We start from the raw sequence: 23,776 nt of genomic DNA on the forward strand, positions 1-23,776 counted from the left end.
CTAAATGTATTATGATCTAATTATAATAGGCAACTCTGCAGCAGGTTTAAGTGCCATAAAAACAATTAGAGCAGTTGACAAAAAAATCTCTATTGCAGTATTTGACAAGGAAGACGAGCCGGCATACTCAAGGGTTTTAACACCATACTATGCAGGTTTTGATACGGATAGAGACCACCTATACATAGTAGATAGGAGCTTTTACTCAAAAAACGGCGTTTACACCTATTTGGGACAAGAGGTAATAAAAGTTGATACAAATAAGAAAACAATCCACACGGAAAAAGGTGTGTACACATATAAGAATTTGCTTATAGCATCAGGTGCTTCAGCAAGGCCGCCCCATATAAAGCACGATAAAGTATTGACGCTAAGAAATATCTCCGATGCAGATAAACTGCATGAGTTTTTTGCAAACGCAAAGTCTGTAGCTGCACTTGGGGCTGGTCTTGTGAGCATCCCAACACTTTCTCATTTAAAAGACGATGTTAAAAAATATATAATCGTTTCATCCGATAGAGTTTTTTCTCAAGTAGTGGACAAAGAAGCCTCCTACATATTAGAAGAGGCTTTTAAAAACAAAAATGTATTTATTTACAAACATGATGATGTAGAAAGCTCTCAAGATAACAAAGACGGCTCAATAAAGCTTACTTTAAAATCAAACCAAACAATAAACTGTGATTGTCTGCTTGTGGGCAAAGGGGTTGTACCCAATGTTGACTTCTTAAAAGATGAGCTTGATATTGACATAGGCATTGTAATAGATGAGCATTGCAAAACAAGCGCGCAAGATGTGTATGCAGCAGGTGATTGTGCTAAAGGTAAAGATTTCATTGCAGGCAAAAGCCTCATTCAAGGAAACTGGATTACAGCTGTAGAGCAAGCCTCTATTGCATCAAAAAACATAGCAGGTTTTGATGTTTCCTATGAAGGAAGCATAAAAAACAACACCACAGAAGTTTTTGGCACAGATGTGGCAGTTGTGGGTTATAACAAAGACGATGCAAAAAGTATTGAATTTTTTGATCCGCAAAGAAATTTTTACAGGAAGCTTTTTTTTGATGAATTAGGCATAATCATTGGCGCTACACTCATTAAAGACACAAACGATGCGGGGTTTTACTACAACTTAGTAAAGACACGCACTAAAATAAACACTTTTCACAATTTAAACCAATTTGCAAATTACGCAAAATTTTTGCGCAGCATAAACTATAGGTAAAGGGGTTAAGATGACGACATTTTATGAAGCAATAGAAGCAATCCAGCCAAAGCCTATTACTCAAATACAGAAAGTGGGTTTGCTTGACTCTATAAATAGAGTGCTGGCTGTTGATATTGCATCAGATATAGATTTTCCTCCATTTAACAAAGCTACAATGGATGGTTTTGCCTTTAGGTTTTCAGATGTAGATGATACGCTTAAGCTAAAAATAGCCGATGAGCTTTTTGCAGGATCAAACAAAGATATAGCACTAAAGCCCAAAGATGCGGTCCGTATAATGACAGGCGCCAAAGTCCCAGAGTATTGCGATAGCGTGGTTGAGTTTGAAGCAGTTACAGAAAAAGAAGGCTATATTGTATCCAAAAAACCACCAAAGAAAGGTTCAAATATAGCTTATTTTGGTGAAGATTTAAAAAAAGGCGAAACTGTATTAAAAAAAGGCACGCTTATAAAAACCAATATGGTAAACTTACTTGCCCAGCTTTCTTGTGTATCCATAAAGGTCTACAGAAAGCTAAAGATTGGTGTAATTACAACAGGCGATGAACTGGTAAGCCCAGGAGAGCCACAAAAGCCCTCAAGCATTATTGATACCTCGCACTACAGCTTAATTGCCCAGATAAATCAGTTTAATCAAGAAGCAGTTGACTACGGCAAACTCCCAGACGATTTGCAAACAATAGAAAAAACACTTGATATAGCAACAAAAACTTGCGATATTGTAGTTATAACGGGTGGTTCTTCCTTCGGCGACAAAGACTATACGGCAGATGCGCTGAATAACATTGGTGCAAAAATACTTGTAAGAACAATAGATATGAAGCCAGGTCGGCCTACAATTATAGCTTTAAAGGATAACTGTTATATTGTAGGCTCACCCGGAAATCCCGTATCTACCTTTAGTGTATTTAGACTCTTTGTAGGCAACATCATCTCAAAGATGCTTGGATGCAGTGATTTTGATGTGAGGTTTCTAAAGTGCAGCATAACTTTTGATTACAATAAAAAACCAGATAGAATGCATTTTTTGCCTGTTGATGTAAGATTTGATCAAAATGGCTATAAAGCCTATAAAATACCCTATAATGGCTCTGGTGACTTTAGTGCTCTATCGAAAGCCAATGCCTTTTTGGCTATACCAAAAGAAATACAAAATGCTAGACTAGCTGATATTTTTGAATTCTTTTTTATTTAGGGGGTACTCATATGAAACTTTTTTCCAAACTTGCTGTAATTTTTGCTGTTGTGTTTTTTGCAAGCAGCGCTTTTGCTGACACGCTTGTTGTAATGCAAGCAGGAAGCCTTGCAAAGCCTTTTAAAGAAATTGAAGAGGCTTTCAATAAGACTTACCACACTAATGTAGTGTTCCAAAATGAACCTTTTGGTAGTGTGAAGATCGTAAGAATGATTACCGATTTGCACCGCATACCAGATATTGTGGCACTGGCTGATTACTCTTTATTTCCTAAAGACTTAATGCCAAAGTACACAAGCTGGTATCTACAGTTTTCTACAAACCAAGAAGTATTGGCTTATACGCCAAAAAGCAAATATTCAAAAGAAATAAACTCAAGCAACTGGTACAAGATACTTTCAAAGAAAGATGTAAGTTGGGGTTATGGAAACCCAAATTTAGATCCAGGCGGTTATACGGCCGTTATGGTTTTAAAGCTTGCATCTATATACTATCATGATCCTAAGTTGGCAGACTACCTTTTATCACATGTAAATAAAAACAACATAAGGCCTAAAGCAGAAGACTTGATAGCCTACCTAAAAGCTTCAGAGCTTGATTATGCTTTTGAGTATCTATCCATTGCAAAGCAGTATGGTTTAGATTATGTTAAACTGCCAGACGAAATTAACTTTGGTGATCCCAAATTTGCAAAGTATTACTCTCAGGTGTCATTTAAGCTAAAATCTGGTAAAGTAGCCCCTGGCATACCTATAATTTACGGCATATCAATACCAAATCAGGCAAAAAACAAAGAATTGGCAGCGAAATTTTTAGCCTTTTTAATCTCAAAAGAAGGCCAAAAAATATTGAATGAGAGTGGCCAGCCTGCAATTAGCCCTGCAGTAGCAGTGGGTGCTAAAAACCAGATACCAGAAATTGTAAAAAAATTAACAAAATGAGGGGAAGTTCTTCCTCTCCTTTTTCTTTATGAAACACAATTACCTAAGCGATAGAACACTAAAATTTGCTTTTGCGCTTATAAGTGCTTTGGTGCTTATATTTATTATAGTTCCTCTTGCGCGCCTTACACTGTTTATAAACTCAAAAACCTTGAGTGTAATTGAAGAAAGTTCTGTTTTAGAAGCTATTTTTAACAGTTTGTCTTTATCATTTATATGTGGGTTGGTTTCAATAGTAATTGGTGTGCCGTTTGCTTATCTTTTAGCTAAAAACTTTTTTAAAAAACTAAACAAATTTATAGAAACAGTGGCTGATATACCGATTTCTATACCTCATACGGTAGCTGGTATTGCGCTGCTTTTTATCTATGGCAAGCAAGGTATCATAGGAAGCCTTTCCTATCATTTATTCAACTTTCAAATTACAGGCACACGCGTTGCCATAGTAATAGCCATGCTGTTTGTATCTTTGCCCTATATGGTTAATTCTGCCAAAGAAAGCTTTAGGAGCATCGATAAAGAGCTTGAAAAAACAGCCTTTATGCTTGGGGCAGGCGAATTTAATGTGTTCAAAGATATATATCTGCCATTGTCTAAAAGCGCCATTTACTCTGGTTTTATCTTAGTGTGGGCAAGGGCAATTTCTGAGTTTGGTGCTGTGGTTATGCTTGCATATTATCCCATGACAGCACCTGTTAAAATCTACAATGCTTTTAACGAAATGAACCTAGAAACTTCGGCTGCCATTGCAGCCTACCTTTTGCTCATATGTATAGGTTTCTTTTTAACGCTAAGATTTTTGATTAAACGATGAATCTTTTGGAAGTTACAAATCTCAATGCCAGATTTGGCAGTTTTAAGCTAAAAGATATTAATTTTAGCTTAAAAGACAATAGTATCCTGGTAATACTGGGCAAAAATGGCGCAGGCAAAACAAAACTTCTTGAGTGCTTATGCGGCTTAGAGCCCCTTGGATCAGGTAAAATTGTTTTAAACAACATCAATATTACACAAAAAAAGCCCCAAGAAAGAAAAATAGGCTACATTGGAGCTAATCTTGGTTTGTTTCCCCACATGAGCATATATGAAAACATAACTTATGGTTTAAAATTCAACAAAGCAAAATTAAACATTGACGATGTAATTGAAATATTTAATCTAAAAGAGTTTTTAACAAGAAAGCCCAGCAGTATAAGCAGTGGCCAAAGGCAAAGGGTTGCGCTAGCTAGAACGCTTTGCGCAAACCCCGATATTATTTTATTTGATGAGCCTACATCAGATATTTCGTACTTAGAAAAGCCTCTTTTGCTTAAAGAGATGAAATTTATATTAAAAAAATTCAACTACGCTTGCTTGTTTGTCACACATGATATCACAGAAAGCATATATGTAGCCGACTATATAGGTATTATGCAAGATGGTTATCTAAAGTATGTGCAAAGTTTAAGTGAGTTTTTAACTTCTCCAAACGATACACACGGGGCTTTGTTTTTGGATTTTAACATACTAAAAGCAAATCGTATTTCAAGTGATAAAGTAACCGTAGCTAATCAAACCATAGTCGCAAGTAATGTAGAGTTTGATAGAGTAATGTGTCTTATAAGGCCGGATATGATTATTTTAAGAAAACAAGAAACAGATATGGATAACTGCTTTAAATGTTTTGTTGTTGATTTTAGTTTTAACGGGTATGTGTATACTGTTTTGTTAGATTGTGGCTTTCCGCTAAAAGTTAACCTTACAAAATATTATTTTGACGAACTGAATGTAAAAATAAATCAAGAGGTTTTTGCAAGTTTTAACAAATTAACTGTTAATATTTTAAAAGACGGCTAAATAGCTAGAAAGTATTACAAAAAAGCGCTCTATTTATCAAAAGCAAAATCAAAAAACTCGCTTCCAAATTTTATAAAACTCTGTATTAATTTTGTTTTCACAAGAATGATAAGATGTGGGTATTTATAAAAGAAAACCACTAAAAATATCGTAAATTTCTAAATCTTCTTGAACATCAAAAATTCTATGCTTTGTATGAGGTGGTACTTTTACAAAAACACCTTTTTTAAGTTCACATTCTCCGGCATTTTCTACCCAAATCCTGCCTTTGCCAGAAACTGGACAAATAATATCATACACATCGTGGGTATGTTCTGGTATTGATTCACCTTTTGGTATTTTTACAATCGCGCTTGTAAACTCTACACTATCGTTTTTATGCGTAAACACATAACCAATTTTTACATTTTTGTTTGCCGAATGCTCGATAAATTCTAAGTTTTCAATTTTCTGAAATTCTCTCATACAAAACCTCCATTATTTTTTCAACTAAAATAATTACTTATAGAAATGTTTCAAGTTAATTATTCACAGCTTATACTTGAAAAATTCGCAAACAGTCAGTAGATTAATGCAGTAAACTAAAAAGGAGGAAAGATGAAGTATAAAAAATTCGGGAAAACGGCTTTAAAGGTATCTCAATTGTGTTTGGGTACAATGACCTTTGGTTCTAATTTTAGAAACATTGGTACAGTAAATGAAGAGTTAGCTCTAGGCTTGGTAAAACATGCTAGAGATGCAGGCATAAACTTTTTTGATACAGCAGATGTGTATTCATTTGGCGAATCAGAAACGATATTGGGCAATGTTATAAAAAAATTGGGCTTTAAAAGGCACGAGTTAATCATAGCTACAAAAGTAAGAAGCGCAAGCACGCAAGAGGCATTTGAAAACACAGGTGATATTAACAATATTGGCCTTTCAAGAAAACACATTATTGAATCATGCGAGGCAAGCCTAAAAAGGCTTCAGGTTGACTATATTGATCTTTATCAGGTTCATGGCTGGGATATGCTAGCAAGCATAGAAGAAGTGCTCGAGGCACTAGATATGCTTGTAAAAGCTGGTAAAGTATTGTACATAGGTTGTTCAAACTGGTCTGCAAGGCATATAATGAAAGCGCTCTATTTATCAAAAGCAAACAGGTGGGCTGAATTTGTATCTCTCCAGGCATACTATTCTCTTGTTGGTCGTGATGTAGAGCATGAGTTACTTCCTCTTTGCAAAGAAGAAAATTTAGCGTTTTTGCCATGGTCGCCTTTATCTGGAGGGTTTCTAACAGGAAAGTACACAAAAGAAAATCCAAAACCCCAAAATGCTCGCAGAAGCGGCTTTGAGTTTCCGCCCATAGATGAAAGATCATACGGTGCAATTGAGGTATTAGACACTATAGCAAAGCAAAAAGGTGTTTCTATTGCACAGGTGGCTTTAGCGTGGCTTTTGAGCAAGCAAGAGGTTACATCTGTTATTATTGGCGCAAATAAGATGAGTCAGCTGCAAGATAACATAAACAGTATAGATGTAGCTTTAAGTGCCGATGAGCTTAAAATGCTAGATAACGTTACACAACCAAAAACACTTTACCCTCAGTGGATGTATGAGAGGCAAAACCAAAATAGAGATAAATTTGAGTATTAAAAGGGGGAATAAATGGAATCAAAATTACAAAAAGCGCTAAACCTAAAATACCCTCCAATTGCTTTACTATGGAGTGATGAAAAACCAAAAAATGCCATGCAATTTAAAGAAGGCAAATGGGGCTGCGTGATGTTTTTATACAGTAATGCACTGCGAGGCAATATATCTGTAGCAGATATAAATACTTACGGTTGCTGGGGTGGTGGTGTAGGTTTAGGCTTTGGCAATCAGTATACTAAGTTTCCAGGTGGAATAAGCGGGTTCTGCTACTTTTTATCACATGGCAACAAACACAACAAAAGTGCTCAGGATGCGGTAGAAAGACTATCAAAGTACGATCATTCTTCTTTTATAGAAGATTTTGTTGAAGGCGAACGCTATGTAAAAGATCCAGCTTTAGTTGAGCAATTTGTCTCAAACTTGCCAATGTTTGAAATTCCAAAAAAATATGTAATATTAAAACAACTAAGTCAGATAGAAGATACTGAAAAACCTATTTTAGTTTCTTTTTTAATTGATGCAAATCAGCTTTCGGCTTTGGTTATATTATCCAATTATGATAGAAGCGATTTTGAAGGAAGTATTATACCATACGCTGCTGGCTGTCAAACTCTTGGTATCTTTACCTACAAAGAGTGCTTTTCTAATGACCCTCGATGTGTTGTAGGGTTTACAGATATATCGGCACGTAATTATATAAAAAACGCTATTGGCACTAATTACTTAATGTTTAATATGCCGCTAAAGCGCTTTTTGCAGCTAGAGTCTTTTGTTGAAGACAGTTTTTTAGAAAAGACCACGTGGTCATCGCTGATTAAATAGTTTATCAAAGTTTCACTTAGACGATAGCAGAATATATTCCCAAAACAATTATTGCCAAAGCTAGAAGTACGACTATACTTATATATGCTCTAGAGTATGAATAATTTTTGAGTATTTTTTTACTACTTGCAAGCATTATTAAAAAACCCAGAACAATTGGCAAAACGAAACCATTAAATGCTTCTACATCAATCATAATTTTTACAAGTGGAATACCTGGGATGAGTATAATAATAGCGCTTAGGACAACTAAAGCAATATAGATAAAATAAAACAGCTTTTCTTGCTTAAAGTTGGCATTTAGTGTGTGTCCAAAATTCCATGTTTCGCCAGATGCCCAGGCAAATGACATTGACACAACAAATGCAGCTAAAATACTTGATGCATACAGTCCAACGGCAAACAATAAAGCACTGTATTTACCAGCAATGGGCACTAAAGCCAAAGCAAAGTTATAAGCATTGTTTGGGGCAATATGCTCTTTATACAGCACAGATGCACCAAGAATAATTACAACAATCATTAAAATTTGTGTGGCAAAACTTCCAACCAATGTATCCCATTTTGCAAATTTTATATCGCACGATTGCAAACGCTTATCAACCGTAGCGCTTTGCTGATAGTAGATCATCCATGGCATAATTACTGCACCGACATTTGCGGCTATAAGGAAAAGATAATTTTTGTTATTAAGGGGCTGAGGTGAAATAAAGCTTTTTGCCATTTCACTATAATTAGGGTGCGACATTATGGCTGCAGGTATAAAAACAAATGAAACTAAAGAAAAAACAATGGCAACGGTTTCTGCACGTTTGTATTTTCCACTTAAAGCTACAGAAATAAGCAATAAAGCACTAATGGTAATCGAGTAATATTTTGGTATGCCTATAATTTGTGTGCTTGCTGCAATGCCTGAAAATTCTGTTAAAAGTGCGCTAAAGACGACAAAAAGCAAAAGAATAGTTGAAAATGCCGCCCATTTTTCACCAAAGTATTCTCTTATAAGTTCGCCGTGTCCTTTGCTTGTTACGCATCCTAGCCTTGAGGCAATTTCTTGCACTACATACAATAAAGGTACAAGTAATAACTGCAGTGGTATGAGCTTATATCCATATTGTGCACCAGATACAAATGCGGTTGTAATTGAACCTGCGTCCATATCCGCAATCATTACTATAAAACCAGGTCCAAATACAGCCAAAAACGACAAAAGCCATATTTTAAGACTTTTTTTCACTCTCAAACCTCCAAAAATTAGTCACTTATAAATATATTAGGTTAGTATAAAAAGTCAAGACGAAATGCTTAAACTATAAAAAATATACCTAGAATAGTTGCAAAAAGTTGTGTTATCATATATAAAACTATCGAAAGCGCGGTTTTAGTATTAGCGCTAAGCAAATATAGCTTGCTATACGGAGGTGTTAAAAACACATATTTTTTAAATAGCGCGTTATCTACTTAAAATAGAAAGGAAAAATAATGAAAATAGCGACATGGAATGTAAACTCTATAAGGGTAAGGCTGGATCAGATTTTAGAATGGCTGCAAAAAGAAAATATTGATGTGCTTGGCATGCAAGAAATTAAAACTCCAGATGATAAGTTTCCCTACAATAATTTTAGGGATGTGGGCTACAATATCGAAAGTTTTGGTGAGGTTGGTTTTAACGGTGTTGCAATTGCCTCAAAGCTTTCTATGGAAGATGTTAAAAAGGGTTTTGTGCTTGATGCAAGGGATCAAAAACGCATGATAAGCTGTGAGATTAATGGTATAAAAATTATAAATGTCTATGTTCCAAATGGAAAAAACGTTGGAGCAACCGATTATTATTACAAGCTTGATTATCTAGCAAAGTTAAAAGAATATTTAAGCTCATTGCTTAAAAGTACGAATAGGATAATACTCATGGGTGATTTAAATGTTGCATTATCGGACTTAGATGTTTATAATAGTAACCAGATGGGCTTCAAAATCGGTTTTACTAGTCCAGAAAGAAATGCTATGAAAGATATATTAGACATTGGTTTTTTTGATGCGTGTCGCGAGTTTCACAAAAATGAAAAAATATTTAGTTTTTGGGATTATAGGGCAAATTCGTTTTTAAGAAACGTTGGTTTGAGGGTAGATTATATATTAATGACAAAAGAAATTTTTAAAAAGGCAGTGTTTTGCGATATAGACGCAAAAGAGCGGGCAAAGCGTGGCTCATCTGACCACGCCCCACTTTATGCGCAAATCAACGATTAACAGGGGAGTGGCGCATGAACTATCAAGACATACCACTAAAATTATCTGAGTTTTGGAAATCAAAAGGTTGTGTTATTTTACAGCCCTACGATATTGAAGCTGGTGCTGGAACATTTCATCCAGCCACTGTGTTGAAATCTTTAGGCGATAAACCCTGGAGTGTGGCCTACACAGCACCTTCAAGAAGGCCAACTGATGGTAGATACGGTGAAAACCCAAATAGGCTTCAGCATTATTATCAGTATCAGGTTATAATTAAGCCATCACCAGAAAATATTCAAGATATGTACTTAGAAAGTCTGGAGTTTTTAGGTATATCCATAAAAAAGCACGATATTCGTTTTGTTGAGGATAACTGGGAGTCTCCTACGCTTGGCGCATGGGGGCTTGGGTGGGAAGTGTGGTTAGATGGGATGGAAGTAACGCAGTTTACATACTTTCAGCAAATTGGTGGCGTGGAGTTGAAGCTTATACCTGTTGAGATTACATACGGCACAGAGCGACTTGGCATGTACATACAAGGCGTTGAAAATGTTTTTGACATGAAATTTAACGATTCTCTAACCTATGGAGATATTCACAAACACGACGAGTGGGAGTATTCTACGTACAATTTTGAAGTTGCTGATGTAGCTATGCTATTTGAGTTGTTTAATATGTTTGAAGCCGAATCAAACAGATGCATACAGGTAAAACTTATAAGACCCGCTTATGATTACTGTATAAAGTGTTCCCATGTATTTAATCTTCTTGATGCGAGAAGCGCAATAAGTGTGTCAGAGCGCACACACTACATAAAAAGGGTACGAGATTTGGCTGTTGGTATCGCAAAAGCATATATAGGAGAACACATATGAAAGTATTGTTTGAGATATTAACAGAAGAATTGCCTGCAAAAGAGTTGTTGAATATACAGAATAGCCAATTGAGAGCTATTTTAGACAAACACAATATTGACTATGAAGATGTAAATGTTTACTATACACCAAGGCGCATTGCTGCTTTGTTTGACTGTCATGAGTTTACAAAACAAATAAAGCAAAAAATTCTAGGTCCACCAAAAAGCACTTGCTTTGATGATAAAAATAAAGTAACAAAAGCGCTATTGAGCTTTTTGGAGAAAAATAACACCCACCTGGATGAAATTTTTTTTGAAGATACCAAAAAAGGTCCTTATGTATGCGTTTTTAAAAAGCAGGCTCTTTCGCCGGTAAAAGAGCTTTTGTGTTCTATTTTTAGCGAATTTTTAGGTTCTATTAGTTTTAGCAAACAAATGCGCTGGGGTAATGGTGATTATGCGTATCTTAGACCTGTGCACAACTTAGTGCTTTTGGCTGATAGCAAGGTTGTTGAATGCTCAATGTTTGGCAAGAAAAGCGTTTCTTACACCTTTGGCCATAGGTTTTTATCAAACGGTAAAGTTGAGCTTTTATCAAAAGACTACAAAGAAACACTTAAAAGGCACTTTGTAATAGTTGACCAAAACCAAAGGCAGTCATTAATTAAAGAAGCGCTTAAGAATTTGTCAAACGAAGGCAAACAATACATACTGGATGAAGATTTATTGAATGAAGTTACAAACTTAGTTGAGTATCCACATTGTTTAGAAGGCACATTTGAAGAAGAGTTTCTTAGTCTTCCTCAGGAAGTGTTAATAAGTTCTATGAAAGCTAATCAAAAATACTTTTATTCTTTCGATAATAGTAAACTTACAAATAAGTTTTGTGTAGTATCAAATATATTTACAGATGATGATTCTGTAATTGTAAAAGGCAACGAACGCGTTTTAAGGGCACGTTTTAGAGATGCTGCTTTTTTTTATGAAGAAGACTTAAAAGTTAAACTTGAGAGTTTGGTTGATAAATTAAAAAACATGCTTTTTCACAAAAAACTTGGCTCTATGTATGATCGCACAATGCGACTCGCGGAACTTACACAAAAAATAGCAAATGATTTAGATTTAGGTGCGCGAGGGGAGGTTGCAAGGCGCGCAGCATACCTATCAAAAGCCGACCTTTTAACGCACATGGTTTATGAATTTCCAGAAGTTCAGGGTGTAATGGGCTATTATATAGCAAAAGAGCAATCAGAAGGTGAAAGTGTTAGCAAATGCATTTATGAGCAGTACTTGCCAAAAGACGAAGTATACCCTAAAAGCTTAGAAGGTATAGCGCTATCTCTAGCAGATAAATTTGATTTAATAGTAGGGGGTATGATAGCTGATTTAAAGCCAACTGGTAACAAAGACCCATATGGACTTCGTCGTGCTGCGCTTTCAATTATTAAAATTATTCTTAACTCAAAATTGAGTTTAAATATTGAAGATACTGTAAAATTTGCTTTATCACTCTACGAAAAACAGAGCTTATCTAAAAATACATTGGATGATGCACTTGAATTTATAAAAGTGCGATTTATAAATATGTTTGAAGAGCATACCGAGATTGTAAAATCTGTGGTTGAGGTAGATTTTAGCGATATTTACGGAGCGTTTCTTAAGATTGAAGCCTTGAAAACTTTTTATTCACAGGCTGATGTACAAGATTTGTTTAGTATCAAAAGGGTTTTTAATATAGTGCCAGAAGGTTTTGATAAAACTGATGTAGATGATACGATTTTTGTTTTTGACGAAGAAGCAAAATTTTATAATTATGTAAAGGCTTTGAAGCAAGATTTAAAACGGTTCTTGCAAAATAAAGATTATTTATCATACTTAAAAAACATTGTAGATAGGCATACAGTATCAAGCTTTTTTGATAAAGTCCTTATTATGGATAAAGATGAAAAAATTAAAAATAATAGGTTGTCGTTATTGAATAACTATAGGCAATTGGTTTTGAAAGTAGCTGATTTTAAATATTTAAGTATTTGAAGGTGTATGTATGATTAGATTAAAAGATACTTTAGGTTTAACTTTTAATGATGTGTTGCTTGTACCTAGAAAATCAAATGTTTTACCCAACCAAGTAGACACAAGCATAAGCCTAACTAACAGGTATAGCTTAAAAATCCCCATTATTTCTGCTGCTATGGATACAGTTACAGAGTATCGTATGGCGATAGGCATGGCAAGAAATGGAGGTCTTGGTGTTATACACAAAAATATGACTATACAAGAGCAGGTGGCACAGGTTATAAGGGTTAAAAAAAGCGAAAGCGGTATGATAACGGATCCCATTGTTATTCATCCAGATGCTACAATAAACGATTGTCTTAATCTAATGCGACAGTACCATATCTCTGGTATACCTGTTACGGATAATACAAATACACTTGTAGGCATTATAACAAATAGAGATCTGAGATTTGAGACGGATTTTACAAAAAAAGTAAAAGATGTTATGACAGCAAAAGGTTTGATTGTAGCCCCAGAGGGTACCACACTCCAAGAAGCCATTGAGTACCTAAAAGCAAATAAGATAGAAAAATTACCCATTGTAGATAGCAATTTTAAGCTCAAAGGCTTAATTACAATAAAAGATATTATAAAAAAAGAAGAGTACCCAGAGGCCACAAAAGACTCAAAAGGCAGGCTTGTGGTGGCCGCAAGCGTAGGCACAAAAGATGGCGATGCAAGAGCAAAAGCTCTGCTAGAAGCAGGTTGTGATATCATAGTGCTAGATTCAGCTCACGGGCATTCTGTAAAAGTATTAAAGACTATTGAAAAGATAAAGTCAAAGTTTGATTGCTGCGTAATTGGTGGCAATGTTGCAACGCGTGAGGGCACAAGAAGCCTCATAGAAGCAGGCGTAGATATTGTAAAAGTGGGTATTGGACCAGGCTCCATTTGCACAACACGCATTATTGCAGGCGTAGGTGTGCCGCAAATTACTGCTATATCAGAATGTGCAGAAGAAGCTGACAAGTTTGGCGCAAAGATTATGGCAGATGGTGGTATAAAATACTCCGGAGACATTGTAAAAGCACTTGCTGCAGGTTCTGCTTGTGTGATGATTGGCAATTTACTTGCAGGTGTTGAAGAATCACCCGGCGAGTCCATTATTTATCAAGGCAGAAAGTATAAAGTTTACAGAGGTATGGGTTCTTTATCTGCTATGGAAAAAGGTGGCAAAGAGCGATATTTTCAAGATGATGTTGAACCAGAAAAATTTGTTCCAGAGGGTATTGAAGGTAGAGTGCCATACAAAGGCGAGCTAAAAGATGTACTGTACCAGTTAGTAGGTGGCCTTAAAGCTGGCATGGGCTACACTGGTTCAAGAACAATAGAAGACCTAAGAGAAGTGCAATTAATTCAAATTTCAGAAAACTCATGGAGAGAAAGCCATGTTCACGATGTTATTATTACAAAAGAAGCTCCAAACTACAATATTTAGCTTTATTTTATTGTTTTTTGTAAATACGGCTTATGCGCGTGATATTGAAGTTTACTTTACACCTTCTGATGTGCCAATCGAAAAAATTATTTATTTGATTGATCACTCGAAAAAAACCATTGATGTGGCTATGTATGCTTTTACATCAAGGCCTTTAGCGCAAAGCTTGATAAATGCCAAAAAACGCGGGTGCAAGGTTAGAATACTATTAGATGGTGGGTGGAATAACCCAAAAAACAAATTTTCTAAATTTGCCTATTTAATTAAAAATGGCCTTGATATAAGGTTTGCAAAAGCTCATAAATATTACGATAGATACGGTATAATGCATAATAAGTTTGCTGTTTTTGACGATAAAATTGTAGAAACTGGGTCACTAAACTGGACAGCTCAAGCTCCCAAAGCAAACGACGAAAATGTGTTAATTATTGATAGAGCCGACATTGCAAATATTTATAAAAAGCAATTTGAGGAGTTATGGAATCAAGCTCTGCCTGTGAAAGAATAATAGATGCTAATTTAAATCGTTCGAAAGAAGCTCTTCGTGTAGTGGAAGATATACTAAGATTTAATTATGATGATGAGGATTTAGCTACTCAAACAAAGGGTATTCGCGCGCATTTAGGTTCTATTGCTAAAAAGCACATTAAGACAGTTGCACACAGAGATACACAAAACGATTGCTTAACTCAGGTTACATTACCTGAAGAAAAAGAACGCGAATCTCTGTTTGATATATTAATTGCAAACTTCAAGAGGGCTCAAGAATCTCTGCGTGTATTAGAAGAGGTTTTTAAGCTTGTAAGTATTGAGAGTTCTTTGATGTGTAAGCAATCAAGATACAAAACATATATATTGGAAAAGCAAGTGTATGATAAATATTCAAAATATTAGAAATTTTTCTATTATAGCCCATATTGACCATGGTAAATCAACTCTTGCTGACAGGCTAATTGAAAAAACAGGCTCGCTTGATAAAAGAGAAATGAAAGAGCAGGTTTTGGATAGTTTAGAAGTAGAGCGTAGGCATGGCATTACAGTCAAAGCGCAATCTGTAAGGATGGAATATGCTTTCAACGGATGCTTGTATGAACTAAACATGATTGATACGCCAGGTCATGCGGATTTTTCATACGAGGTTTCAAAAAGTTTGTCAGCTTGCGAGGGAGTGTTGCTCGTAGTGGATGCAACACAGGGTGTTGAGGCACAAACTGTTGCCAATTTATACTTAGCTTTAGAAAATGATTTGGAGATAATACCCGTTATAAATAAAATAGATTTACCTACAGCAGATGTAGAAAAAACAAAAAGCGAAATAGAAAATCTGGGCCTGGATGTTTCTAATGTAATCTTGATTTCTGCAAAAAATGATATAGGCACGCAAGAAGTCTTAGAAGCGATAATAAAATATATACCATCACCAAAAGTAAACGATGAGGGAAATTTAAAAGCGCTTATTATAGATTCTTGGTATGATAACTACAAAGGTGTAGTTTGCCTTATTAGAGTATTTGAAGGGGAAATTAATCTAAACGATCGTATAATGATATTTTCAAACAAAAAAGAGTATAATATAGAAAATTTAAGTGTTTTAACGCCAAAACCAAAAGATATAGAGAAATTGCACGCTGGAGAAGTAGGTATTTTGATATCAAACATAAAAAATATTGAAGACGTTCTTGTTGGCGATACTGTTACACTTGCAGATAATCCTGCAAAACAAGCTCTTAAAGGTTTTAAAAAAATAAAGCCTTTTGTGTATGCAGGTATATACCCCACAGATACAGAAAAATATGATGATCTGAAAGAGGGGCTTGAAAAACTGAAGCTTAATGATTCAAGTTTAGAATATGAGCCAGAAAAGAGTGATGCTTTAGGTTTTGGTTTTAGATGTGGCTTTCTGGGTATGCTACATATGAATATTACAAAGGAGCGCCTAGAAGAGGAGTTTGGTTTAGATATAGTTGTTACTACACCATCTGTTTTGTACAAAGTAGAAAAAACAGATGATAGTATACTAGAGATATCAAACCCAAAGGACTTGCCGGAGCCACAATTTATAAAGGCTATTTTTGAGCCTTATGTAAGTATCGATTGTTTAACGCCTGCTGAATACATTGGTAGCGTATTGAACTTGTTGCAGGAAAAAAGAGGGTATCAAAAGAACTTAAGCTACTTATCTTCTAATAGGTGTTTGATTACCTACGCTGCACCGCTATCTGAGATCATTATAAATTTTTACGATACGCTAAAATCTATTACAAAGGGTTATGCTTCATTTAATTACGAATTTGAAGGCTACAAGAAATCAGATTTGGTTAAAATGATAATTATGATAAACAATGAGCCTATTGATAGTTTTTCGCAGATTATTCACAAGGACAAAGCTTATTATTACGCTCGTGATGTGCTTGCAAAACTAAAAGAGTTTGTGCCTAGGCAGTTGTTTGAAATAAAACTGCAGGCAAAAGTTTCTGGCAAAATTATAGCAAAAGAAGAAATAAAGGCTTTAAGAAAAGATGTGCTTGCAAAATGCTACGGTGGTGATATAACACGCAAAAGAAAGCTATTAGAAAAACAAAAGGAAGGCAAAAAAAAGCTTAAACAATTGGGAAAAGTTGCCATATCAAAAGAAGCTTTTATGAAGCTTCTAGAGCCAGCAAAAAAATAAAAGGGAGTTATTATGTCAAAAAAATTTTGGGATTGGACAAAATCGATACTTATTGCATTAATTATTGCACTTTTTATTAGAACATTTTTTATTGAAGCTTTTAAAATTCCATCTGGTTCAATGGAGCCTACACTTTTGCCTGGTGATTATATACTTGTAAATAAAATATCCTATGGCATTAAAATACCATTTACGCACGATTTTTTATGGAAAGGTAAAGACCCGAAAGTGGGTGATATTGTAGTTTTTAGGTATCCACCAGACCCTAGCGTGCATTTTATCAAGCGATGTATGGGCGTACCAGGCGATACAGTGCAGATAATAAATAGGCAGGTTTATATAAATGACAAAAAAGTTAATGAACCTTATGCTTATTTTTCAAGCACAACTATTTATCCAAGGAATACACAGATACCAGGTATAACAACACCTTATGGCTCAAGGGATAATTGGGGCCCTGTTAAAGTACCGCCGCACGAATACTTTATGATGGGTGACAATAGAGACAACTCGTATGACTCAAGATTTTGGGGTTTTGTGCCTCGCTATGATATTACTGGCGAGCCTTTTATTATTTATTTTTCAATTTATGATTGGAAAGTCAATTTTAATAGAATCCTAAAAATAATCAATACAAATGCACAAGATGGCAGATAAGTTTTTCAATGAAAAGATTATAAACTGGCCAAACAGTCTATCGTTTTTCAGGATTATACTCATTGCGCCTATAATTTATTTGCTTTTAAATGAATTTTATAAACAAGCATTTTTTGTGTTATTTATAGCATCAATAACGGACTTCTTAGATGGTTTTCTGGCAAGAAAATTAAATCAAACTACCCTAATAGGCAAGCTTCTTGACCCGCTTGCAGATAAAATTTTGATTAATTATGCGTTTTTGCTTTTTACAATAAAAGGTAATATACCGCAGTTCTTGTGGATAACTGTTTTTTTTAAGGATACAATACTAATTGTAGGTAGTCTTGTAATTTTAACCTATAACAAAGAGAATGTTATTAAAAGCTCTTATGTAGGTAAATTTGCCACATTTTTCCAAATTTTACTTTTATTGTATGTTTTATTGGATAAACTTTATATTTTGCAAAACGGAAAGCTCTTAAATGCTCTTGTGTATGTGACTTTTTTGTTTTCAATACTTGCCCTGTTGCATTATATAAAAAAAGCTTTATATTTAATCAAAACTTAGTGGAGGTTTTCAATGAAAAAAAATGTTGGCGGACTTGACCAAAAAATTAGATATGCAGTGGGTGCTGGCCTGATTCTTTGTGGTTTGTTTAAAAAGAAAGCGTTAATTGTTCCTGGGGCTATGGTTATTGCTACGGCAATATTGCAAAAATGCACATTGTATGATTTAATTGGTGTAAATACCTATGAACAATCAAGCCAATCAGATAATTAGAAAAATTTTAAAAAACAATATGGGCCTAAAGCCCAACGAAAGGTGTTTGGTATTTACCGATCTGCTAAACGAAGAAGTTGATGAAAAGCAAAAATTACGCAGGAAAAAACTTCCTTTAATTGCTAAGGCTTTTTTCGAAGAAGCAAGCTCAATTGCAAAAGCATTGTATTTTGAGTATCTCTCATTGGGCTCACCTGCAAATGAGCCGCCTTTTGAGTTGTGGGAGATTGCTTTTGGCAAACCTTGCACAAAAGAGTTTGAACACTTAAAAGGCAAGATACTAGCCAAAACTCTAAGCAATGAAGAAAAAATTTTTATAGAAAGCGCAGTCAAGCAAAAAAATGAATCTGTTGATGTTGTAGTTGCCTTGCCAAACTACTCAACAAGCCATACTTTTTTTAGAAAGCTTTTAACAAATACTTGTGGCGCAAGGTTTGCTAGTATGCCTTTGTTTGACGAAGATATGCTGTTTGGCCCTTTAAGCATAGACTTAGAAGGATTAAAAGATAACACGCTTAGGGTATATGAAGTTGTAAAAGGCGCTAATATTATAAAAATTAACGCTAAAAACGCTACACAAATAGAATTCAACATCGAAGGTAGAGAGTTTTTAGCCGACTATGGTCTTTTGGATAAACCGGGTAGTTTTGGCAACTTGCCAGCTGGTGAGGTATTTATTGCACCAAACGAAGGCAAGACGAATGGTTATTTTGTTGCTGAATTTGGTCCCACATTTAAATTTAATAATAATTTGTGTTTTGTTATTAAAGATGGCTATGTAAGAGAAATCATAGGTAGTGATAATTACGCACATACACTTGAAGGCATAATTAAAAAGTATCCCCAAGCAGCCAATATAGCTGAGCTTGGCATTGGTACAAATAAAAAAGCAAAAGATCCGCTTAATATACTCGAAGCCGAAAAAATTTACAAAACAATTCACATGGCTTTGGGAGATAACTCTTCTTTTGGCGGAGAAGTATGCGTACCGTTTCATCAAGATTTTGTACTGTTTGAACCAAATGTTATTATTATAAAAGATAATAAATCTGAATATTTGAACTTTGACTAACACAAAATAAACAAGTGGAGGATGTATGAGTTTTAAAACAAAAATGGTTTTATACGGTATATTAAGTGTTTTGATTTTTGTTGGTTTGTTTGGCATATATGCGATTTATTGGAATTTAAATTTAGAAAAAAATGAAATTAACTCAACAAAAGACTTAATTATTACTTATAACAAAAAAAATCTTGTTTCTCTTGTAGATTCTGCATCTTCTATGATTCAGCGCCCTTACGAAAGGTATAAAAAAGGCGAGTTGAGCTTTGATGAGGCTAAAACCATTGCCCTAGACTGGGTTAGAAGGGTAAAGTATGGCAACGATAACTATATATTTGTTGTAAGTAAAGACGGCACACTGCTTGCCGATAATACTGATCCTTCTTTGGAAGGTAAAAATGTTTTAGACTTTAAAGATGCCAATAGTAAATACATTTTTAGAGACATGATATCCACCGCTTTAAAAAATGGCTCTGGTTATGTGTCGTATATGTTTAAAAATCCTGCTACTAATAAGGTTGATGAAAAACTTACATATGTTAAATATGACAAAGATTTTGGTTTTATATTAGGTACAGGCTTTTACCTTTCCAGTTTAAATAAGGACTTACAAGAACAAAGAAGCTTGATAATCAAGGATATGATTTCTTCTATGATCGTTTCTGCTATCATTGTAGTGTTTATTATTATTGTAGTAGCACTAATTGGTATATGGCTTGCAAAGAAACTTATAGCACCCCTAAATAGAATAAACTCCACTGTCTCCACACTTGCTAAAGGCGGAGGTGATTTAACTATTGTACTGCCCAAGCAGTCAAATGATGAGTTTGGTGAGCTCACAGATCACTTAAACAAATTTATCTCTACGCTTAAAGGTATAGTGCAAGAGATACTATCAGAAGCTACAGAGGTTCAATCTTCCACAAACTCACTTGCATCATCTGCAGCTCAAATCTCTGCATCCAGTGAGCAGGTCTCATCAAACACAAAAGAGATATCACATGCAACAGAAGATACAGCAAACGCCCTATCCGGCATAGCCCGCTCTACAGAAGACATAAGGGTATCATCCGATGAAGCAAAAGAGATTACAGACAAGATGGTAAAAGAAATCCAGCTCAATGTAGAAGCAATCCGAGAGCTATCCAATTCTATCTCAGAAGCAAGTCTTGATGTAAATGACCTTGGAGAAGCTTCAAAGAAAGTAGGAGACATTCTAAAGATAATAAACGATATAACAGATCAGATAAACCTCCTTGCGCTGAACGCTGCCATTGAAGCGGCCCGTGCAGGTGAGCACGGCAGAGGCTTTGCAGTAGTTGCAGATGAGATCAGAAAGCTTGCAGAAAAAACACAAAAAGCTACAGACGAAGTGGCAGCAATCATAAAATCCATACAGGAAAAAACTTCAAAAGTAGTAAGCGTTATGAATCAAACCCAATCAGATACACAACAAAAAGCAGATGCCATTGCCCAAACTCAAGACAGTGTCCAGACAGTATCAGATAAAATCGCCAATGTTTCAGATCAGGTAAACTCCCTGTCTGCTGCAACACAGGAGCTTTCTTCTACAGTCTCAGAGCTTGAGATGCAGGTAAAAGAAATCAGCAAAGCTCAAGAAGAAAATGCAAAGGCAGTAGAGTCTATCTCAGCTAATGCCCAAAACCTAAAGACAATATCTGATGGTCTGTTATCTGTTGTAGGTAAGTTTAAGACTTGAAAAAAAGCCCCTTTTTAGGGGCTTTAGCCCTATGATTAGACTATTTTAGGATAGGACAGGGTGTGGCCTTAGTTATTTAAATTTAAATCAATACATGAAGTGATCTAATTAAAAAATATAGGCCAAAAACAAGCAAAGCGATACCTAATCCGATATTAATGCGCTTTTCAATTTTTTCGGACAAAAATTTTTTCGCCCATTTTAGTATAAAAGTTAGTGTTACTAAGTAGCTAGCAATACCTAAACCGCCTGCAAGTAAAAAAATTACTTTTTCTATAGTATTAAAACTTACAATTAGTCCTATATCCTTTTGTATTTGATATACTGCAAGCCACCAAAAGATCATCATTGGATTTGTAACAGCCAAAGAAAAACCCGTAATAAAAGAAACCTTTAAGTTTTTTATTATATCGCATTGAGCCGAAACAGAAAATGTTTTTTTATAGTGCAAGAGTGTATATATACCCAGTATAAATAAAATTATACTGGCACCAAGCCAAAAAATTGACATTACAAATTCACTTTTTAAAAAAGGTGCTATGCCAAAAAAAGCTATAAAACCATACATCGTGTCAGATATAGCAGAACCAAGCGCAATCATCAATGCTGCCTTTGTTAAGTTAGCAAACGAGCGTTTAGCAATCTCTATTTGTGTGGCCCCCACAGGCATAGCTGTAAAATATCCCATTATATAAATAGCAATCAACGATAATATAAATTTTAAATCATGCATCTAAACCCAAATATGCTTTTATATCCGAAACGATATCTTGATAATTTATACCATAAAAACAGCGCACATTTTTGCATTTTTTTGCTGCTTTGTTTATGCAAGTGATATTTTTGCAAGGACTATTTGAGATATATGCTTTTGACAAAGCATTTTGCGATGACTTTAAAAAATTCTTTTTTTGAGAGTCATAGGCATAAATTACAGCAGGTGTTGCGCCAAAAATAGAAAAAATGGCGGTTTCATTCCTTAATGGATTACCAGATTCATCAAATTTATAGCATGAAGCAATGTGTAGACCGCCTGTATCTGAACTGACAAAGCAGTCGCAAAAATCAATAAAAGAAGCATAAGTATCTATAGGCAAAGTCTTATTAAGCAATATGATATGCTGTTTATTTTTAATCAAATTGTATATTTTTTCTTGCAGATTTTTTTGAGAAAAAGAAGCGCTTAGAACAATAGAAACATTTTTAAGATTGCTTAGTTGCTCTAATATACGAAGTTGCAATTCAATGGGTGCAAGTGTATATATAGATGTTGCATCTATGTTGAAGAAAATTGTTTTATGATTTTTGGGTATTTTGTCGTGCATTTTTTTTGCTTCTTGCACAGAATATGACGATAAATACAGGTAGTTTTTTTCAAAAGCTAGCCCAGTGTTAAAGATTTTGTTTAAATAAGTGTGTATTGCATATGTGACGTGCGCTATAGCGCTTTGATTAAAATAATTATTTGCTACATAAATCGATAATCCCATATAGTTTATAAAATTTTTACCATTTATAGACTGTCTGTTTAAAAAAGGGCAAAAATTTAGGATTAAATCATAATTGTTTTGACTTATAGTATTATTTAGGTAGTTTCTTTCGTCTGTGCTTACAAAATTAGCTCTCTCAAATATTGGAAATGCATTTGAGATATTTGGGTTATGTTTAATTAGCGCGTATGCAGTTTTATTGATTACATAATCAACTTGATTTGCCCCAATGTTTTTTAAAAAAAATACAGCTGCTTGAATATTAACTGCATCTCCGATATTTAAATCAGAAATCACCAGCACTTTGTTTAATGGAGATTTTTGGACTATACGGTGGTATTTTTTTAGCTGAATATTTAACAAAATGCTATTTGCAAAAAAATATTTAACTGTCTTGTTGGTAAAAATGCGTCCAACATTTGGTAAGATATCTGTTAAGTATGAAGTAAAATTAGCAAACAGATTTGCAGCATTGAATCTTTGATTTAAGAAAAAAAGTACCTTTACCAAGATTGATCGTACTTGCTCTAATAAGTAGCTTATGCGAGAAAGGTAATTTTTTAGCATATATTCTTTTATCATGTTTTTAGTCCTAGTGCCGTAAATATTTTAATTTGCAGTTTGATTAAAAATTTGCTTAACTCTTCAAAATAGGCAAAAAAGGCATTAAATAAAACCAAGGCCACAATTGCCACAAAAAAAGACCCAATAATATCAAACGGAAAATGCACACCCACAAATACCCTTGCAAAACCTGTAATTAAAGCAAAAACAAAGCTTACTATTGATAGGAGTTTTTCCTTTGAGTACCAAAAACCAAACGATACAGCAAATGCAAGCGTCGCATGATCGCTGGGGAAAGATGAATCTTTTGCGTGATAAATCAAAAGATTGCCAAGACCTTCAACAAAAGGTCTTGGATGATAATAAAAAAGCCCTATCGCGTAATTTATAAATAGCCCAATTAATGCAATATAAAACGCATTTAACGCTTGCTTTTTGTGGTTTAAAAGATATACAACTACCAGTAAAATTGCGTACAAATAAGGTGAATAAAGTGCTGTAAATATGCAAAGAGCATTTAAAATCCCAATATTTAACAATGATAAATTATTAATTGCTAAAAAAATCTGCTCATTGATGTTCATAGCACCACCTTTATATTCGT

The 23,776-nt window shown here is 34.7% G+C and carries 24 protein-coding genes; 19 read left to right on the forward strand and 5 right to left on the reverse strand.

All coding sequences use genetic code 11. The features are described 5' to 3' along the window. Window positions 1-4: 4 nt before the first annotated feature. The 5 genes from DESAMIL20_RS02555 to DESAMIL20_RS02575 are packed head-to-tail and all read left to right on the forward strand — an operon-like array spanning window position 5 to window position 5,200. A complete protein-coding gene (locus DESAMIL20_RS02555; protein ID WP_086033258.1) occupies window positions 5-1,225 on the forward strand; it encodes an NAD(P)/FAD-dependent oxidoreductase in 1,221 nt (406 codons plus the stop codon). A 10-nt stretch (window positions 1,226-1,235) separates the two neighbouring features. Then, window positions 1,236-2,423 (forward strand): molybdopterin molybdotransferase MoeA, encoded by a 1,188-nt coding sequence (locus DESAMIL20_RS02560; protein ID WP_086033259.1) that lies wholly within the window; start codon window positions 1,236-1,238, stop codon window positions 2,421-2,423. An 11-nt stretch (window positions 2,424-2,434) separates the two neighbouring features. Continuing rightward, entirely contained in the window at window positions 2,435-3,364 is a 930-nt protein-coding gene (locus tag DESAMIL20_RS02565; RefSeq protein ID WP_086033260.1) for an extracellular solute-binding protein, read from the forward strand. Between the two features lie 28 nt (window positions 3,365-3,392). Then, the gene (locus tag DESAMIL20_RS02570) at window positions 3,393-4,178 is read left to right on the forward strand and encodes an ABC transporter permease (RefSeq protein ID WP_086033261.1); all 786 of its coding nucleotides are present in this window, start codon (window positions 3,393-3,395) and stop codon (window positions 4,176-4,178) included. Further along, a complete protein-coding gene (locus tag DESAMIL20_RS02575; RefSeq protein ID WP_086033262.1) occupies window positions 4,175-5,200 on the forward strand; it encodes an ABC transporter ATP-binding protein in 1,026 nt (341 codons plus the stop codon). Before DESAMIL20_RS02570 ends, DESAMIL20_RS02575 begins: the two co-directional genes overlap by 4 nt. Window positions 5,201-5,323: 123 nt before the next feature. Here the strand turns inward: DESAMIL20_RS02575 and DESAMIL20_RS02580 are convergent, their stop codons facing one another. Continuing rightward, window positions 5,324-5,665, reverse strand: a complete 342-nt coding sequence (locus DESAMIL20_RS02580; protein WP_086033263.1) for a cupin domain-containing protein — start codon at window positions 5,663-5,665, stop codon at window positions 5,324-5,326. Between the two features lie 132 nt (window positions 5,666-5,797). Between DESAMIL20_RS02580 and DESAMIL20_RS02585 the strand changes: the two genes are divergently transcribed. Together DESAMIL20_RS02585 and DESAMIL20_RS02590 are read left to right on the forward strand one after the other, a co-directional pair. After that, window positions 5,798-6,838, forward strand: coding sequence for an aldo/keto reductase (locus DESAMIL20_RS02585; protein ID WP_086033264.1), 1,041 nt, complete (start codon window positions 5,798-5,800; stop codon window positions 6,836-6,838). Between the two features lie 12 nt (window positions 6,839-6,850). Then, entirely contained in the window at window positions 6,851-7,660 is an 810-nt protein-coding gene (locus tag DESAMIL20_RS02590) for a DUF169 domain-containing protein (protein ID WP_086033265.1), read from the forward strand. Between the two features lie 16 nt (window positions 7,661-7,676). On the opposite strand, the gene DESAMIL20_RS02595 is transcribed toward DESAMIL20_RS02590, so the two are convergent. Then, window positions 7,677-8,897 carry an NRAMP family divalent metal transporter gene (locus DESAMIL20_RS02595; RefSeq protein ID WP_086033266.1) on the reverse strand — a complete coding sequence of 407 codons (1,221 nt, stop codon included), beginning with the start codon at window positions 8,895-8,897 and terminating at the stop codon, window positions 7,677-7,679. Window positions 8,898-9,142: 245 nt separating this feature from the next. Here DESAMIL20_RS02595 and xth point away from each other — a divergent pair, with 245 nt between their 5' ends. The 12 genes from xth to DESAMIL20_RS02655 are packed head-to-tail and all read left to right on the forward strand — an operon-like array spanning window position 9,143 to window position 21,118. Beyond that, entirely contained in the window at window positions 9,143-9,910 is a 768-nt protein-coding gene (gene xth / locus DESAMIL20_RS02600; protein ID WP_086033267.1) for an exodeoxyribonuclease III, read from the forward strand. A gap of 14 nt (window positions 9,911-9,924) precedes the next feature. Next, window positions 9,925-10,767 (forward strand): glycine--tRNA ligase subunit alpha, encoded by an 843-nt coding sequence (locus DESAMIL20_RS02605; protein ID WP_086033268.1) that lies wholly within the window; start codon window positions 9,925-9,927, stop codon window positions 10,765-10,767. Further along, window positions 10,764-12,782, forward strand: coding sequence for a glycine--tRNA ligase subunit beta (gene glyS, locus DESAMIL20_RS02610; RefSeq protein WP_086033269.1), 2,019 nt, complete (start codon window positions 10,764-10,766; stop codon window positions 12,780-12,782). Before DESAMIL20_RS02605 ends, glyS begins: the two co-directional genes overlap by 4 nt. A gap of 10 nt (window positions 12,783-12,792) precedes the next feature. Then, on the forward strand, window positions 12,793-14,244 hold the full coding sequence (gene guaB, locus DESAMIL20_RS02615; protein ID WP_086033270.1) for an IMP dehydrogenase: 1,452 nt from the start codon (window positions 12,793-12,795) through the stop codon (window positions 14,242-14,244). Next, entirely contained in the window at window positions 14,195-14,752 is a 558-nt protein-coding gene (locus DESAMIL20_RS02620) for a phospholipase D family nuclease (protein ID WP_086033271.1), read from the forward strand. Before guaB ends, DESAMIL20_RS02620 begins: the two co-directional genes overlap by 50 nt. Further along, on the forward strand, window positions 14,722-15,138 hold the full coding sequence (locus tag DESAMIL20_RS02625) for a hypothetical protein (RefSeq protein ID WP_086033272.1): 417 nt from the start codon (window positions 14,722-14,724) through the stop codon (window positions 15,136-15,138). The genes DESAMIL20_RS02620 and DESAMIL20_RS02625 overlap by 31 nt, the downstream gene beginning before the upstream one ends. After that, window positions 15,116-16,915, forward strand: a complete 1,800-nt coding sequence (gene lepA / locus DESAMIL20_RS02630) for a translation elongation factor 4 (RefSeq protein ID WP_086033273.1) — start codon at window positions 15,116-15,118, stop codon at window positions 16,913-16,915. Before DESAMIL20_RS02625 ends, lepA begins: the two co-directional genes overlap by 23 nt. 12 nt (window positions 16,916-16,927) lie before the next feature. Then, complete coding sequence (gene lepB / locus DESAMIL20_RS02635; RefSeq protein WP_086033274.1) at window positions 16,928-17,572, forward strand: signal peptidase I; 645 nt, start codon at window positions 16,928-16,930, stop codon at window positions 17,570-17,572. Beyond that, window positions 17,562-18,122: a CDP-alcohol phosphatidyltransferase family protein gene (locus DESAMIL20_RS02640; RefSeq protein ID WP_158090490.1), complete on the forward strand. Its 561-nt coding sequence runs from the start codon at window positions 17,562-17,564 to the stop codon at window positions 18,120-18,122. Before lepB ends, DESAMIL20_RS02640 begins: the two co-directional genes overlap by 11 nt. 12 nt (window positions 18,123-18,134) lie before the next feature. Further along, on the forward strand, window positions 18,135-18,335 hold the full coding sequence (locus DESAMIL20_RS02645) for a YgaP family membrane protein (protein ID WP_086033276.1): 201 nt from the start codon (window positions 18,135-18,137) through the stop codon (window positions 18,333-18,335). Beyond that, complete coding sequence (locus DESAMIL20_RS02650; RefSeq protein WP_086033277.1) at window positions 18,307-19,407, forward strand: aminopeptidase; 1,101 nt, start codon at window positions 18,307-18,309, stop codon at window positions 19,405-19,407. The genes DESAMIL20_RS02645 and DESAMIL20_RS02650 overlap by 29 nt, the downstream gene beginning before the upstream one ends. A 25-nt stretch (window positions 19,408-19,432) precedes the next feature. Further along, window positions 19,433-21,118, forward strand: a complete 1,686-nt coding sequence (locus DESAMIL20_RS02655) for a methyl-accepting chemotaxis protein (protein WP_086033278.1) — start codon at window positions 19,433-19,435, stop codon at window positions 21,116-21,118. Between the two features lie 82 nt (window positions 21,119-21,200). Here DESAMIL20_RS02655 and DESAMIL20_RS02660 read toward each other — a convergent pair whose 3' ends face one another. Genes DESAMIL20_RS02660 through DESAMIL20_RS02670 form a run of 3 tightly spaced genes read right to left on the reverse strand, consistent with a single transcriptional unit; the run spans window position 21,201 to window position 23,756 of the window. Further along, a complete protein-coding gene (locus DESAMIL20_RS02660) occupies window positions 21,201-21,851 on the reverse strand; it encodes a LysE family translocator (RefSeq protein ID WP_086033279.1) in 651 nt (216 codons plus the stop codon). Continuing rightward, window positions 21,844-23,190, reverse strand: a complete 1,347-nt coding sequence (locus tag DESAMIL20_RS02665; protein WP_086033280.1) for a glycosyltransferase family 9 protein — start codon at window positions 23,188-23,190, stop codon at window positions 21,844-21,846. The genes DESAMIL20_RS02660 and DESAMIL20_RS02665 overlap by 8 nt, the downstream gene beginning before the upstream one ends. Further along, a complete protein-coding gene (locus DESAMIL20_RS02670) occupies window positions 23,187-23,756 on the reverse strand; it encodes an undecaprenyl-diphosphatase (RefSeq protein ID WP_086033281.1) in 570 nt (189 codons plus the stop codon). The genes DESAMIL20_RS02665 and DESAMIL20_RS02670 overlap by 4 nt, the downstream gene beginning before the upstream one ends. Window positions 23,757-23,776: the final 20 nt, after the last annotated feature.

It is taken from the genome of Desulfurella amilsii, assembly GCF_002119425.1.
Taxonomy (GTDB): Bacteria; Campylobacterota_A; Desulfurellia; order Desulfurellales; family Desulfurellaceae; genus Desulfurella; species Desulfurella amilsii.

Bases quoted from the DNA above. Each gene is read 5' to 3' on its own strand.
- DESAMIL20_RS02555 (WP_086033258.1), top strand. From the start codon at position 5: ATGTATTATGATCTAATTATAATAGGCAACTCTGCAGCAGGTTTAAGT.
- DESAMIL20_RS02560 (WP_086033259.1), top strand. From the start codon at position 1,236: ATGACGACATTTTATGAAGCAATAGAAGCAATCCAGCCAAAGCCTATT.
- DESAMIL20_RS02565 (WP_086033260.1), top strand. From the start codon at position 2,435: ATGAAACTTTTTTCCAAACTTGCTGTAATTTTTGCTGTTGTGTTTTTT.
- DESAMIL20_RS02570 (WP_086033261.1), top strand. From the start codon at position 3,393: ATGAAACACAATTACCTAAGCGATAGAACACTAAAATTTGCTTTTGCG.
- DESAMIL20_RS02575 (WP_086033262.1), top strand. From the start codon at position 4,175: ATGAATCTTTTGGAAGTTACAAATCTCAATGCCAGATTTGGCAGTTTT.
- DESAMIL20_RS02580 (WP_086033263.1), bottom strand. From the start codon at position 5,665: ATGAGAGAATTTCAGAAAATTGAAAACTTAGAATTTATCGAGCATTCG.
- DESAMIL20_RS02585 (WP_086033264.1), top strand. From the start codon at position 5,798: ATGAAGTATAAAAAATTCGGGAAAACGGCTTTAAAGGTATCTCAATTG.
- DESAMIL20_RS02590 (WP_086033265.1), top strand. From the start codon at position 6,851: ATGGAATCAAAATTACAAAAAGCGCTAAACCTAAAATACCCTCCAATT.
- xth (WP_086033267.1), top strand. From the start codon at position 9,143: ATGAAAATAGCGACATGGAATGTAAACTCTATAAGGGTAAGGCTGGAT.
- DESAMIL20_RS02605 (WP_086033268.1), top strand. From the start codon at position 9,925: ATGAACTATCAAGACATACCACTAAAATTATCTGAGTTTTGGAAATCA.
- glyS (WP_086033269.1), top strand. From the start codon at position 10,764: ATGAAAGTATTGTTTGAGATATTAACAGAAGAATTGCCTGCAAAAGAG.
- guaB (WP_086033270.1), top strand. From the start codon at position 12,793: ATGATTAGATTAAAAGATACTTTAGGTTTAACTTTTAATGATGTGTTG.
- DESAMIL20_RS02620 (WP_086033271.1), top strand. From the start codon at position 14,195: ATGTTCACGATGTTATTATTACAAAAGAAGCTCCAAACTACAATATTT.
- DESAMIL20_RS02625 (WP_086033272.1), top strand. From the start codon at position 14,722: ATGGAATCAAGCTCTGCCTGTGAAAGAATAATAGATGCTAATTTAAAT.
- lepA (WP_086033273.1), top strand. From the start codon at position 15,116: ATGATAAATATTCAAAATATTAGAAATTTTTCTATTATAGCCCATATT.
- lepB (WP_086033274.1), top strand. From the start codon at position 16,928: ATGTCAAAAAAATTTTGGGATTGGACAAAATCGATACTTATTGCATTA.
- DESAMIL20_RS02640 (WP_158090490.1), top strand. From the start codon at position 17,562: ATGGCAGATAAGTTTTTCAATGAAAAGATTATAAACTGGCCAAACAGT.
- DESAMIL20_RS02645 (WP_086033276.1), top strand. From the start codon at position 18,135: ATGAAAAAAAATGTTGGCGGACTTGACCAAAAAATTAGATATGCAGTG.
- DESAMIL20_RS02650 (WP_086033277.1), top strand. From the start codon at position 18,307: ATGAACAATCAAGCCAATCAGATAATTAGAAAAATTTTAAAAAACAAT.
- DESAMIL20_RS02655 (WP_086033278.1), top strand. From the start codon at position 19,433: ATGAGTTTTAAAACAAAAATGGTTTTATACGGTATATTAAGTGTTTTG.
- DESAMIL20_RS02660 (WP_086033279.1), bottom strand. From the start codon at position 21,851: ATGCATGATTTAAAATTTATATTATCGTTGATTGCTATTTATATAATG.
- DESAMIL20_RS02665 (WP_086033280.1), bottom strand. From the start codon at position 23,190: ATGATAAAAGAATATATGCTAAAAAATTACCTTTCTCGCATAAGCTAC.
- DESAMIL20_RS02670 (WP_086033281.1), bottom strand. From the start codon at position 23,756: ATGAACATCAATGAGCAGATTTTTTTAGCAATTAATAATTTATCATTG.